Below are 13,898 nucleotides of genomic sequence, written 5' to 3' on the forward strand. Positions count from 1 at the left end.
CGGGGGGGGTGGGGGGGGGGGGGGCGGGGGGGTGGGCCCCCCCCCCCCCCCCCCCCGGCCCCCCGCCCCCCCCCGGCCTGACCTATCGCGGCTACGACGTGCGCGAACTGGCCGCCGACGCGCAGTTTGAAGAAGTCGCTTACCTGCTGCTGTACGGCGAACTGCCGACCAAGGCCGAACTGGCCGCCTACAGCGCCAAGCTGAGCAAGCTGCGCGACCTGCCGCAAGCGTTGAAAGAAGTGCTGGAACGCATCCCCGCCGACGCTCACCCGATGGACGTGATGCGCACCGGTTGCTCGTTCCTGGGCAATATCGAGCCCGAGAAAGACTTCAGCGTGCAGCACGACGTCACCGACCGCCTGCTCGCAGCCTTCCCGGCGATCATGTGCTACTGGTATCGCTTCAGCCATGACGGCAAACGCATCGATTGTGTGACCGATGAACCCTCCATTGGCGGCCACTTCCTGCACTTGCTGCACGGCAAGAAGCCGAGCGAGTTGCACGTCAAGGTCATGAACGTTTCGTTGATCCTCTACGCGGAACACGAATTCAACGCTTCGACCTTCACTGCGCGGGTGTGTGCGTCAACCCTGTCCGACCTGTATTCCTGCATCACCGCCGCCATCGGCTCCCTGCGTGGCCCGCTGCATGGCGGCGCCAACGAAGCGGCGATGGAGATGATCGAGCGTTTCTCGTCCGCTGAAGAAGCGGTCGAAGGCACCCTCGGTATGCTGGCGCGCAAGGACAAGATCATGGGCTTCGGCCACGCGATCTACAAAGACAGCGACCCGCGTAATGAAGTGATCAAGGGCTGGTCGAAAAAACTCGCTGACGAAGTCGGTGACAAGGTGCTGTTCCCGGTCTCCGAAGCCATCGACAAGACCATGTGGGAGCAGAAGAAACTGTTCCCCAACGCCGACTTCTACCATGCCTCGGCGTACCACTTCATGGGCATCCCGACCAAGCTGTTCACGCCGATTTTCGTGTGCTCGCGCCTGACTGGCTGGGCTGCCCACGTGTTCGAGCAGCGCGCCAACAACCGCATCATCCGTCCAAGCGCCGAGTACACCGGCGTAGAGCAGCGCAAGTTCGTGCCAATCGAACGTCGCTGAATGGAGAAACCGCTGAACCCGGGGTGAAACCGGATCAAAAATGTGGGAGCGGGCTTGCTCGCGAAAGCGGTGTGTCATTCAACACACATGGCGACTGTTAAACCGCCTTCGCGAGCAAGCCCGCTCCCACCTTTTGATCGCATTCTCTCCCAGGATCCGTGGGCTCCTTTTGCAACCACCGTGACCGAGTCCTGACCGATGAACACTGAATTCCGCAAACCGCTCCCCGGCAGTCGCCTGGACTACTTCGACGCCCGTGCGGCGGTCGAGGCAATCACCCCCGGCGCCTACGCCACCTTGCCTTACACCTCCCGCGTGCTCGCGGAAAACCTGGTGCGTCGCTGCGATCCGGCCACCCTCAACGCGTCCCTCAGCCAACTGATCGAACGCAAGCGCGACCTCGACTTCCCGTGGTTCCCGGCGCGTGTGGTCTGCCACGACATTCTCGGCCAGACCGCGCTGGTCGACCTTGCCGGCCTGCGCGATGCCATCGCCCAGCAAGGCGGCGACCCGGCCCAGGTCAACCCGGTGGTGCCGACCCAACTGATCGTCGACCACTCCCTGGCCGTCGAAGCCGGTGGTTTCGACCCGGACGCGTTCGAGAAAAACCGGGCCATCGAAGACCGTCGCAATGAAGACCGTTTCCACTTTATCGAGTGGACCAAAAAGGCTTTCAAGAACGTCGACGTGATCCCGCCCGGCAACGGCATCATGCACCAGATCAACCTGGAGAAAATGTCTCCGGTGATCCAGGTGCGTGACGGTGTGGCATTCCCGGACACCTGCGTCGGCACCGACAGTCACACCCCTCACGTTGACGCGCTGGGCGTAATCGCCATCGGCGTCGGCGGCCTGGAAGCGGAAAGTGTGATGCTCGGCCGCGCTTCATGGATGCGCCTGCCGGAAAGCGTCGGCGTGGAACTCACCGGCAAGCTGCTGCCGGGCATCACCGCCACCGACATGGTGCTGGCACTGACCGAGTTCCTGCGTAAACAGAAAGTGGTCGGCGCCTGGCTGGAATTCTTCGGCGAAGGCGCTTCGGCACTTACGCTGGGCGACCGTGCGACCATCTCCAACATGGCCCCGGAATACGGCGCCACTGCGGCGATGTTCTATATCGACCAGCAGACCATCGCCTACCTCAAGCTCACTGGCCGTGAAGACGAACAAGTCACCCTGGTTGAGCAATACGCCCGCCACACCGGCCTGTGGGCGGATGACCTGAAAAGCGCGCAATACGAGCGCGGCCTTACGTTCGATCTGTCCAGCGTCGTGCGTAACATGGCAGGCCCGAGCAACCCGCATGCCCGCGTTGCCACCAGCGACCTGGCGTCCAAGGGCATTTCCGGCCAGTGGGACGAAGTGCCGGGGCAAATGCCCGACGGCGCGGTGATCATCGCGGCCATCACCAGTTGCACCAACACCAGCAACCCGCGCAACGTGATTGCCGCAGGCCTGCTGGCGCGCAATGCCAACAAGCTGGGGCTGACGCGCAAACCATGGGTCAAATCGTCCCTGGCGCCCGGCTCGAAAACCGTGGCCATGTACCTGGAGGAAGCGGGTCTGGGCCACGAGCTGGAAAAACTCGGGTTTGGCGTGGTGGCGTTTGCCTGCACCACCTGCAACGGCATGTCCGGCGCGCTCGACCCAGTGATCCAGCAGGAAATCATCGACCGCGACCTGTACGCCACCGCCGTGCTTTCGGGCAACCGCAACTTCGACGGGCGTATCCACCCGTATGCCAAGCAGGCTTTCCTGGCGTCGCCGCCGCTGGTAGTGGCCTACGCGATTGCCGGCACTATCCGTTTCGACATCGAGAAAGACGTGCTTGGCCTGGACGCCAACGGCAAGGAGATCCGCCTGCAGGACATCTGGCCGAGCGACGAAGAGATCGACGCGGTGGTCAAGGCCTCGGTCAAGCCGGAGCAGTTCCGCGCGGTGTATATCCCGATGTTCGCCATCCACGAAGACACCGGCCCGAAAGTCGCGCCGCTGTACGACTGGCGCCCACAAAGCACTTACATCCGCCGCCCGCCTTACTGGGAAGGCGCGCTGGCCGGTGCTCGTCCGCTCAAGGGCATGCGCCCGCTGGCGGTGCTGCCCGACAACATCACCACCGACCACCTGTCGCCGTCCAACGCAATCATGCTCGACAGCGCCGCCGGCGAATACCTGGCGAAAATGGGCCTGCCGGAGGTCGACTTCAACTCCTATGCGACGCATCGGGGCGACCACTTGACTGCGCAGCGCGCCACCTTCGCCAACCCGAAACTGTTCAACGAAATGGTGGTTGAAAACGGCAAGGTCAAGCAGGGTTCCCTGGCGCGCATCGAGCCTGAAGGCCAGGTCACGCGGATGTGGGAAGCCATCGAGACCTACATGGAGCGCAAGCAGCCGCTGATCATTATTGCCGGTGCCGACTACGGCCAAGGCTCGTCCCGCGACTGGGCGGCCAAGGGCGTGCGCCTGGCCGGTGTTGAAGCGATTGCCGCTGAAGGTTTCGAGCGCATCCACCGCACCAACCTGGTGGGCATGGGCGTGTTGCCGCTGGAGTTCCTGCCGGGCACCGACCGCAACACCCTGAAGATCGATGGCAGCGAAACCTATGACGTGGTGGGTGCGCGCACCCCGCGTGCGCAGTTGACCCTGGTGATCAACCGCAAGAATGGCGAACGTGTCGAAGTGCCGGTGACCTGCCGCCTGGACACCGCCGAAGAAGTGTCGATCTACGAGGCGGGCGGCGTGTTGCAACGTTTCGCCCAGGACTTCCTGGAATCGGCGGCGACGGCCTGAGAGGACACCATGGCACACGTAGCGCAAATCAAGATCCCCGCCACCTACATGCGTGGCGGCACCAGCAAAGGCGTGTTTTTCAGCCTCAAGGACCTGCCCGAATCGGCGCAGGTGCCGGGTGCCGCGCGCGATGCCTTGCTGTTGCGGGTGATCGGTAGTCCCGATCCCTACGACAAACAAATCGACGGCATGGGTGGCGCCACATCGAGCACCAGCAAAACCGTGATCCTGGCTAAGAGTGCCCGCGCCGAGCATGACGTGGACTACCTGTTCGGCCAGGTCTCCATCGACAAGCCGTTCGTGGACTGGAGTGGCAACTGCGGCAACCTGTCGGCGGCGGTGGGTTCCTTTGCCATCAGCGCCGGCCTGGTCGACCCGGCCCGCGTCCCGCACAACGGCGTGGCCGTGGTGCGGGTGTGGCAGGCCAATATCGGCAAAACCATCATCGCTCATGTGCCGATCACCGACGGTGTGGTGCAGGAAACCGGTGATTTCGAACTGGACGGTGTGACCTTTCCGGCCGCCGAAGTGCAGTTGGAGTTCATGGACCCAGCGGCGGAAGAAGAGGGCGGCGGTGGTTCGATGTTCCCCACCGGCAACCTGGTCGACGACCTGGAGGTGCCCGGCGTCGGCACCTTCAAGGCCACGCTGATCAACGCCGGCATTCCGACGATCTTCATCAACGCCGAAGACCTCGGCTATACCGGCACCGAGTTGCAAGGCGCGATCAATAGCGACCCGAAAGCCCTGGCGATGTTCGAGACGGTGCGAGCTTATGGCGCCTTGCGCATGGGCCTGATCAAGCACCTGGACGAAGCCGCCCAGCGTCAGCACACGCCGAAGGTGGCGTTTGTGGCCAAGCCTTTGGACTACGTGGCGTCGAGTGGCAAAGCGATCAAGGCCGGTGATGTGGACCTGCTGGTGCGCGCGCTATCCATGGGCAAGTTGCACCACGCGATGATGGGCACCGCTGCGGTGGCGATTGGCACGGCGGCGGCGATTTCCGGGACTTTGGTCAACCTGGCGGCGGGTGGTATTGAACGCAATGCGGTGCGCTTCGGGCACCCGTCCGGCACCTTGCGTGTGGGCGCAGAAGCCACCCAGGTAAACGGCGAATGGGTGGTGAAGAAAGCCATCATGAGCCGCAGCGCGCGGGTGCTGATGGAAGGTTTCGTCCGCGTCCCTGGCGACGCGTTTTAACCCTGTAGGAGCCGGCAAACCGGCTCCTACACAAAAGGCGGGCAATCAGACCCTCCGCAACACATCAACCCTGACCCTGAGGATGAAACAACCTAACCCACTTTGGAGTACTGCCATGAGCGCCAACGTCGACCAGAACAACCGCCCGGACTACGATCAGGTCCTGCAGGATATTGCTGACTATGTTCTCAACTACCGGATCGACTCGCCGGACGCATTGAACACCGCCCGCAACTGCCTGATGGACACCTTGGGCTGCGGCCTGCTGGCCCTGCGTTTCCCCGAATGCACCAAGCACCTGGGGCCGATCGTCGAGGGCACGGTGGTGCCGTTTGGCGCGCGGGTGCCGGGCACGTCGTTTCGGTTGGACCCGGTCAAGGCCGCGTGGGACATCGGCTGCATCGTGCGTTGGCTTGACTACAACGACACCTGGCTCGCCGCCGAATGGGGCCACCCCTCGGACAACCTCGGCGGCATCCTCGCCGTGGCCGATCACCTGTCGCAGAAACGCGTGGCCAATGGCGACGCGCCGCTGACCGTGCGCGCTGTGCTGGAAGCGATGATCATGGCCCACGAAATCCAGGGCGTGATTGCCCTGGAAAACTCCTTCAACCGGGTAGGCCTCGACCACGTGCTGCTGGTGAAAGTCGCCTCCACAGCGGTCACCGCCAAGCTGATGGGCGCCAACCGTGAGCAGTTGCTGGCGGCGCTGTCCCATGCGTTTGTCGATGGGCAGGCATTGCGCACCTACCGGCATGCGCCGAATGCCGGTTCGCGCAAGTCCTGGGCGGCGGGGGATGCGTCGAGCCGGGGCGTGCGCCTGGCGGATATCGCCATGCGTGGCGAGATGGGTATTCCGGGTGTCTTGAGCGCGCCGCAGTGGGGTTTCTACGACGTGCTGTTCAGCCACACCAACAAGGACCTGGCGCTCAAGCCGGAGGACAAACGCGCGTTCAGCCTGGCCCAACCCTACGGCACCTATGTGATGGAAAACGTGCTGTTCAAGATCAGCTTCCCCGCCGAATTCCACGCGCAAACCGCCTGCGAGGCCGCGGTGACGCTGCATCCGTTGGTGGAAGACCGCCTACAGGAAATCGAGCGCATCGTGATCACCACCCATGAATCGGCGATTCGTATCATTTCCAAAGTCGGGCAACTGGCCAACGCCGCTGACCGCGATCACTGCCTGCAATACATGACCGCCGTGCCGTTGGCATTCGGCAACCTGGTGGCCGAGCAGTACGAGGATGATTTCCACGCTGCGCATCCGATCATCGACGAGTTGCGCGACAAAATGGTCATCGTCGAAGACCCACGCTACAGCCGCGAATACCTGGAGGCCGACAAGCGCTCCATCGCCAATGCCGTGCAGGTGTTCTTCAAGGATGGCAGCAGCACCGAGCAGGTGGCGGTGGAGTACCCGATTGGCCATCGCCGGCGTCGGGTGGACGGCATTCCGTTGCTGGAAGACAAGTTCAAGGCCAACCTGGCGACGCGATTTACCGCGCAGCGCAGTGCCGAGATTTTTGCGCTGTGCAAGGACCAGGCACGGCTTGAAGCCACACCGGTCAATCGGTTTGTGGAGCTGTTCGTGATCTAAGCCGTTACAGGGTCAATGTGGGAGCTGCGGTTCGACGCTTCGACTTGCCTGCGATAGCATCACCTCGGTTTGCCTGAGGCACCGAGTTGCCTGCATCGCAGGCAAGCCAGCTCCCACATTGAATGGTGTTCACTCGAACCGCAGGATCACCCGGCGGTTGTGCTTGCTCTTCTTCTCGATCTTCTCGCAATACACCCGGCCGATTTCTTCAGTGTTGATCACATGGGTACCCCCACACGGCTGGATATCGATGCCGGCGATTTCAATCACCCGTACCGATCCCTGAATCACCGGAGGAGCCACTGCCTGTGTACGCGTGATCTGTAGCAGGGTCGAATATTCGGAAGCCGGCATCGACAGGGTTTTTACCGCGTGAGCCTGTTCGATCAGCGCATTGAGGTCGCGGGTGATGCTGTCTTTATCGAGGGTCATTTCGGGCAGGTCGAAATCCAGCCGGCCCTTGTCCGCACTGATGCTGCATCCGGTGACCGGCGCATCGATGATCGAACACAGCAGGTGCAAACAGGTGTGCATTTTCATGTGCTGGTAGCGCCGGTCCCAATCGAGGCCGGCATCCACCTGTACCCCGGCGGTCAGTTGCGCGGGGCAGTGTTCCACCTGGTGCCAGATGATCGAGCGCAGCACCGGGTCGCGCACGGTGCCGATCACTTCGACCCGCGTACCGTCGGCCAGTGTGAGGTGGCCCGTGTCGCCTGGCTGGCCGCCGCCCGTGGGGTAGAACAGCGTGTGCTCCAGGGCGATGCCGTGTTCGCTGACGGCAATCACTCGGGCGCTGAACGCGTTCTGGTAGGGCGCGCTGTCGAACAGCGCCAGGGTTTCCATGGTGTGCACGGACATGTTCAACCTCCGACGATCAGTGGGCTGGCTTGCAGCAGGGAGCGCACCATTGCACTCAGGCCAGGGGGGGAGAGCAGGGTGATTTCGAATTCCGGCCCGCAGACTTTCAGGTTCAGCGGCAAGCGCGGCAATGGAGTGCCCGACTCGACACGGTGCAGACGAAACTGCAGGTGGTGGCGCTCCTTGACCGTGGGCTCCAACATCAGCCCCGGCAGGGGGTGGAAATCAGCGTCCAGCACGGTCACCTTATGGCTGGCGTTGATTTCGCCCACCACATGCAATCGCTCATCCAGGGCGAAGGCACCGAGGTAGTTGCTGTGGTCCGATTCATCGTTTTTTTGCAGCTGGATCTGGTTCACCACCTTCACTTTGGTGCCGGCGGGGACGTCCTGGGTGATCACGCAGGACGGGCTGATAAACACGTTGTCGCCAATCAGCACATAACCCAGCACGCGGGCACCGGAGCCGACCTCGACATTGTTGCCCAGGCGTGGGTGACGCTTGCCGTCGGGGTTGTTGGCGATGCCTCGGGCGCCCAGGGTCACGCCGCAGAGGATGTAACAGTCGTTGCCAATTTCGCAGGTTTCGCCGATCACCGTGCCGTAGCCGTGGTCCAGAACGAAGCGTCGGCCGATGCGCGCCGCCGGGTGAATCTCGGCGCCGGAAAGCACCTTGCCCTGGTTGCTCAGCTTGAGGGCAATGCGCGAAAACACGCCGTTGGTCTGGTCGGGAAAATTCCATACAAGGTGCGCCAGGCGGTAATACAGCACCGCCTTGAACGAGGCGTAGGACTCCAGGATCAACTCGCCGCGCCCGCGTGAGGCCGGATCACGGTAGGCGTAGGCGATCAGGTCTTCGGCTACTGCCTGGGCAGCATTCTGGATCAGGGGCGCCAGATGCGGTTCCAGCTGCTTCATCTGTAGGGGCGTAAGGGTTTTGATGAGGTGAGTGATCAACTCATCGTGCAACTGTTGCATGTCGATAAAACCGCCCATGGAGGCACCCCTGCATTCTGGTTGGCTGGAAACCCGATTATTCGAAACTGGGCAGGTAGCTGTCGGCATTGTCGTAGACCATGGTCAGCACCACCGTTTCGGGCGGCAGTTCGGGGGCGAGCTTGGCAATGGCCACCATGTTGGCGGCGGACGACAGGCCTAGGCTGATAGCGTCGGTGCGCATGATGCGTTTCATCATGTCGATGCAGTCCTGGCGCGAGACCTTGAGCATGCCGTCGATCACGTCCAGGTTGAGAATGCTCGGGATCAAACCGATCGACAGGCCTTGGATGTGATGCGGTGCGTGCTGGTTTTTCAGCAGGTCGCACTCTTCCGGTTCCACGCCCATGACGCGTAGTTGCGGCCAGGCGGCTTTCAGGGTTTCACCGATGCCAGTGATATGCCCCCCGGTGCCGATGCCGCTGACAAAGTAGTCGGCGCGCAGCTCACCGAAGGCGCGCAGGATTTCCGGTGCGGTGGTGTCGCGATGGGTTTGTGGGTTGGCACCGTTGCGCTGCTGGTTGAGCATCACGTAGCTGGGGTTTTCCAGCTGCAATTCCATGCACTTCTCGCCATGGGAGTTGTTGCCCAGGCGGCTGTCCGACAGCACCACCTTGGCCCCGTATAAACGCAGCAGCTTCTGTTTTTCCGGGCTGTAGTTGTCGGGAATCACCAGCACCACTTTGTAGCCCAATACATTGCCCGCCATCACCAAGCCGATGCCGGTGTTACCGCCACTGGGCTCGATGATGGTCTGCCCGGAGTCGCGGATCAGCACGCCTCGGCGCTCGGCGTCGAGGATCATGCCCAAGGCGATGCGAGCCTTGTGGCTGCCGCCTGGGTTGAGGGATTCGAGCTTGGCGTAGACCTCGATACCGAGGTCTTCGGAGAACTGCGCCAGACGCACGATCGGCGTCTGGCCGATCACGTCGAGGATGGAGTTATGCAACATCATTCAGCCCCCGGCTCAATACAACGGCATGTCGGGTTCGACGTCACGAACCCAATGTTTCATGCCGCCCTGCAGGACTTTGGTGTTGGCGAAACCAGCCGCCAGCAAAGTACTGGCGGCTTGCTCAGCACGGGTGCCGGCGTAGCAGATCAGGTAATGGGTATTGTCCCGGCTGAGGCTGTCGAGGTGGCCGTCCAGTTCGGCCAGGGGGATATGCACCACGCCCGGCAATTTGCACACTTCCAGTTCGCTGGCGTCGCGCACATCCAGCAGCACATCGGCGCTGCTGGGGTGTTCGAGTACTTGCTTGAGTACGCGCGGCTTGATGTAACGTTCTTCGGCCAGCGACGGTTGGCTGGGCAGGGCATCCGCGCAGGCGGTCGGTGCCAGCGTTTCGCTGTGGCGCGCCTCGGAGCAGCATGGGCAGTCGGCGCGGCGCTTGAAACGGATCTCGCTGAACTTCATTGCCAGCGCATCGAAGCGCATCAGACGGCCGGATAACGGTTCACCAATGCCGATCAATAGCTTGATTGCCTCGGTGGCCTGGATCATCCCGACCACACCGGGCAGCACGCCGATCACGCCACCGGCGCTGCAATTGGGCGCCAGCTCGGCGGGCGGCGCGCTCGGAAACAGGCAGCGGTAGCACGGCCCGCCTTTATAGTTGAGCACGCTGATCTGCCCGTCGAAGCGGTAGATGGCGCCGTACACCAAGGGCTTGCCCAGTTGCACGCAAGCGTCGTTGACCAGGTAGCGGGTGTCGAAATTGTCGGTGCCGTCGATCACCAGGTCGTAGGCGCCTACCAGTTCCAGGGCGTTGTCGGCATTCAACGCGGTGTCGTGTGCGTTGATCTGGATATGGCGGTTGAGGTCTTGCAGGCGCTGCTTGGCGGATTCGACTTTGGGCATGCCGAGGGTGCTGTTGCCGTGGACGATCTGGCGTTGCAGGTTGCTGCTTTCCACCACATCAAAGTCCACCAGCCCCAGGGTGCCGATACCGGCGGCGGCCAGGTACAGGCTGATTGGCGAGCCGAGCCCACCGGTGCCGATGATCAGCACCTTGGCTTTCTTGAGGTTCAACTGACCTTCGCGACCCACACCGGGCAGGGTGATGTGGCGCACGTAGCGTTGTACTTCTTCATTGCTCAGCGCGTCGACGTCCATGCCGCCGGACGTGGCCAGCAGCACCTCGATTCTGGCTTTCTCGGGCAGTGGGTCATCCGCGCCAACCAGCTCTTCCTCGGCGGTAAACAGGAAGTGCTCCTTGAGCTGGTTGTTCTTCTCGTGAAACAAGTGCGGACGCAACTGTGGGTGACTGCTGCAGAGGTTTTCAATGACTTCGCGCAATGTCGATCCGGTACCCTCAAGGGTCGATTCCGGCAGCTTGGCCACGCGAACCAGAATGTCGGGGAAAGAGACAGCGTTCATGGACAACTCCGTGTGCAGGTCGTTGAAAGGTTGAAGGGCGAAATGCTTGCCATCCCAGGCAAACAGCTTGGAACCAAGGGGCTGGCCCTGGCGAACGTCGACCACCAGGTAGCTGACGGGGTAGATCGGCTCGCCCATGAACAGCGCCTTGTCCTGGTCCTCGTCGCTGAAATAGGCTCCCACATCCGGGTGCGAGTGGTAGATCACCACCACCGGGTTGTCGCTGCGAAACGCCTTGTTCATCAACAGGGTGTCGGCCACCGAGAAGGTGTAGCCGTTGGCCGCGCTGCGCGGGTACATCTCGGGGTTCTTGTGGTGCAGTTCATTCTGGATATTGCTGCCCAGGTACACGCTGCCGTCGGCGAAGACAAAACCACAGCATTCCTCGGGGTAGCTGCGGCTGGCGTGGGCGTAGATCTGTTCCAGGGCTTTGGGGCGGAGGGCGTCCATGTTTCTCTCGCGTGGTTGTAGAAGGGTCAATTTTTCTTGGTCAGGAGTTTTTCAACCGGCAACTTGGTGATCGCAAAGCCGGCCAGCAGGATGGCCGAATACAGCATCAGGTCGCGGGAAATCGACACGCCCTCGTACCAGGCGCCGATGATCACCGCGAACACCGGGAAGATGATGAACACGAACGACAGGATGATCGGGCTCAAGCGCTTGAGCAGCATGAAGTACACGATGAACCCGCCCACCGAAGCCACCAGGCCCAGGTAGAACAGCGCACCCCAGGAGCGCAGGGTGATGGTTTCGAAGGTCGGCGCTTCAAACCATAGCCCGGCGACGAACAGCATCAGCCCGGCAATGCCGATGGGCAGGGTGTTGTAGGTGATCACGCTGATGGCGCTGCCTTTCTGCTTGGTAATGACATAGCACAAGGCGTGCATGATTGCGGCGGTCAGAATCGCCAATACCCCGAAGAACTCGGCGTGATCCAGGTGCAGGCCCTGGCTCTTGATGATCATGTAAAGGCTGCCGAAGCCGATACCGATGCCGACCACCTGGGAAAAGTAGATGCGCTCGCGCAGGAACAGCGCAGAGAAAATCAGGATGAACACCGGCATGCAGCTGAACAGCAGCGCGGTCAGGCCGGAGGAGACATGCATCTCGCCGTAATTGAGCAGGTAGTAGGGCACGCTGAAGTAGGACAGGGTCACGAACACGAAGAACCAGCGGCTCTCGCGGGGGAACAGGATCGGCTCGCGGCGCACCATGGCAAAACACAGGAACAGTGGGAAGGCGATCAGGAAGCGCAGGCCCGCGGACGTCAGTGGCGGCACGCTCTCCACGGCAATCTTGATCCCCAGCCACGTGGTGCCCCAACTCAGGCAGACGATCAGGAACATCACGCTGGTGATCAGCCCTGCCAACCACTGTTTTTGGGTTTTTGTCTTGGCGGTGTTTTCGAGAACGGCGGACATTGGCATCGTTTATTGCTTCCCTGAGCCGAAATTGAACTCTATATTGAGCTTGTAATGAGTTGTAAAATCCGGCGATTGAACCCGTAAAAGCACACTATTAGGGCGAAAGATGGCTGTCAAAACAAATATTGACATGGTGTCAATTATGCGTGAGGGGTTGTCCAACGGGCAGGGCGTGAAGTACAAGCGCCTGTCCGATGTCATGGAACGGGGCATCCTCGAAGGCTTGATTGAACCAGGACGAAAACTGCCGCCCCATCGGGTGCTTTCCGACAACCTGGGTGTGACGATCGGCACCATCAGCCGGGCTTACGGCGAACTGGAACGCCTGGGGTTGGTGGTGGCGCGGGTCGGTGACGGTACTTTCGTGCGCAAGCGTGGGATGGAGCGCCAGCGCGATGAGGGTTTTCGCAACTTCAGCGAAGAACCGCGCCAGTACTTCGACATGAGCCGCAATATGCACATCCCCGGTCAGGAAACCGTGTTCCTGGCCCAGAGCTTCCAGACCCTGTCGACCAACGCCAAATTCCTCCAGGACATCAGCGCCTACACCCCGGACGCCGGCCTGCCGCGCTACCGTGAAGCGGGCGCGCAATGGCTGGTGCAGCGTGATTTTCATCCGATCCCCGAGCAGGTGATCTGCGTCAATGGCGGCCAGCACGGCTTGCTATGCTCAATGATGGCGCTGTTGCGGGCCGGCGATACGGTGGTCACCGAGCAACTGACGTATCCGGGCCTGATTACCGCCGCGCGGATGCTGGGTATCCGGTTGATCGGCCTGGAGATGGACGAAGAAGGCGTGCTGCCCGGCGCGCTGGATGAAGTCTGTCGAAATCACCGGGTTTCAGCGCTGTACTGCACACCGACGATCCAGAATCCGACCACGGCGGTACTTTCGGTGGCGCGCCGCGAAGCCTTGGTCAAAGTGTGTCGCGAGCACAACCTGCTGATTCTTGAGGACGAGGCCCACGGTGTACTGGTCGAGGACCGGCCGCCGCCCCTCAGCCATTTCGCCCCCGAGCGTACGATTTTGATCAGCAGCCTGAGCAAAGCCGTATCGGCCGGGCTGCGTGTGGGTTATGTGCATGCGCCACCGGCGTTGGTCAGCCGTATTTCGGCGGCGCTGCGTTCTACCTGCTGGATGGCTACGCCCGTCACCTTGGAGCTTGCTACCCAGTGGATCGAAAACGGTACGGCGGAGTACCTGCTGCGCCAGCAGATCAACGAAATCAGTCGGCGCAAGGCCCTGGTCCGTGACCTACTGATCGGCCTGGAGTACCGCACCCACCTCAACAGCCCGCACTTCTGGATTGAGGTACCGGAGCCGTGGCGGGCGTCGGAAATCGAGGCGGAGCTCAAGCAGAATAATTACCTGATCGCCACCGCCGAGGCGTTTGCGGTTGGGCAGACGGCGGTGCCGCAATTTATTCGGGCGAGTATCTGCAACACGTCGGGGGATGACCAGTTGTTGCGGGCGGGGTTTGATGCGTTGGCGACGGCGTTGGGGCAGGGGGGAGGGAGGTTTCAGTTGTAGGCCTT

The 13,898-nt window shown here is 61.8% G+C and carries 9 protein-coding genes and 1 pseudogene; 5 read left to right on the forward strand and 5 right to left on the reverse strand.

Going from position 1 to position 13,898, the window contains the following annotated elements:
- Positions 1-74: 74 nt before the first annotated feature.
- The 4 genes and pseudogenes from prpC to prpD all read left to right on the forward strand — a co-directional run.
- Positions 75-1,112, forward strand: a pseudogene (gene prpC, locus WH299_RS01440) (bifunctional 2-methylcitrate synthase/citrate synthase); the annotation flags it as partial.
- A 198-nt stretch (positions 1,113-1,310) separates the two neighbouring features.
- Positions 1,311-3,905, forward strand: coding sequence for a Fe/S-dependent 2-methylisocitrate dehydratase AcnD (acnD, locus tag WH299_RS01445; RefSeq protein ID WP_339549424.1), 2,595 nt, complete (start codon positions 1,311-1,313; stop codon positions 3,903-3,905).
- Positions 3,906-3,914: 9 nt separating this feature from the next.
- Positions 3,915-5,105 carry a 2-methylaconitate cis-trans isomerase PrpF gene (prpF, locus tag WH299_RS01450; protein ID WP_339549425.1) on the forward strand — a complete coding sequence of 397 codons (1,191 nt, stop codon included), beginning with the start codon at positions 3,915-3,917 and terminating at the stop codon, positions 5,103-5,105.
- A gap of 115 nt (positions 5,106-5,220) precedes the next feature.
- Positions 5,221-6,705: a 2-methylcitrate dehydratase gene (gene prpD, locus WH299_RS01455; protein ID WP_339549427.1), complete on the forward strand. Its 1,485-nt coding sequence runs from the start codon at positions 5,221-5,223 to the stop codon at positions 6,703-6,705.
- 129 nt (positions 6,706-6,834) lie between these two features.
- Here prpD and WH299_RS01460 read toward each other — a convergent pair whose 3' ends face one another.
- From WH299_RS01460 to WH299_RS01480, 5 genes are read right to left on the reverse strand one after another with little or no spacing between them, the layout of a single operon-like run.
- A complete protein-coding gene (locus WH299_RS01460) occupies positions 6,835-7,563 on the reverse strand; it encodes an alanyl-tRNA editing protein (RefSeq protein WP_323624117.1) in 729 nt (242 codons plus the stop codon).
- 2 nt (positions 7,564-7,565) lie between these two features.
- Positions 7,566-8,558, reverse strand: a complete 993-nt coding sequence (locus WH299_RS01465; protein ID WP_028617518.1) for a serine O-acetyltransferase — start codon at positions 8,556-8,558, stop codon at positions 7,566-7,568.
- A gap of 37 nt (positions 8,559-8,595) precedes the next feature.
- Complete coding sequence (locus WH299_RS01470; RefSeq protein ID WP_025999978.1) at positions 8,596-9,510, reverse strand: PLP-dependent cysteine synthase family protein; 915 nt, start codon at positions 9,508-9,510, stop codon at positions 8,596-8,598.
- A 15-nt stretch (positions 9,511-9,525) separates the two neighbouring features.
- Positions 9,526-11,388, reverse strand: a complete 1,863-nt coding sequence (gene moeB / locus WH299_RS01475) for a molybdopterin-synthase adenylyltransferase MoeB (RefSeq protein ID WP_339549429.1) — start codon at positions 11,386-11,388, stop codon at positions 9,526-9,528.
- A 26-nt stretch (positions 11,389-11,414) separates the two neighbouring features.
- Positions 11,415-12,308 carry a DMT family transporter gene (locus tag WH299_RS01480; protein WP_339549518.1) on the reverse strand — a complete coding sequence of 298 codons (894 nt, stop codon included), beginning with the start codon at positions 12,306-12,308 and terminating at the stop codon, positions 11,415-11,417.
- 160 nt (positions 12,309-12,468) lie between these two features.
- Here WH299_RS01480 and WH299_RS01485 point away from each other — a divergent pair, with 160 nt between their 5' ends.
- A complete protein-coding gene (locus WH299_RS01485) occupies positions 12,469-13,893 on the forward strand; it encodes an aminotransferase-like domain-containing protein (protein ID WP_016979259.1) in 1,425 nt (474 codons plus the stop codon).
- Positions 13,894-13,898 lie beyond the last annotated feature (5 nt).

This window comes from Pseudomonas sp. MYb541 (genome assembly GCF_037479595.1).
Lineage (GTDB): Bacteria > Pseudomonadota > Gammaproteobacteria > Pseudomonadales > Pseudomonadaceae > Aquipseudomonas > Aquipseudomonas canadensis.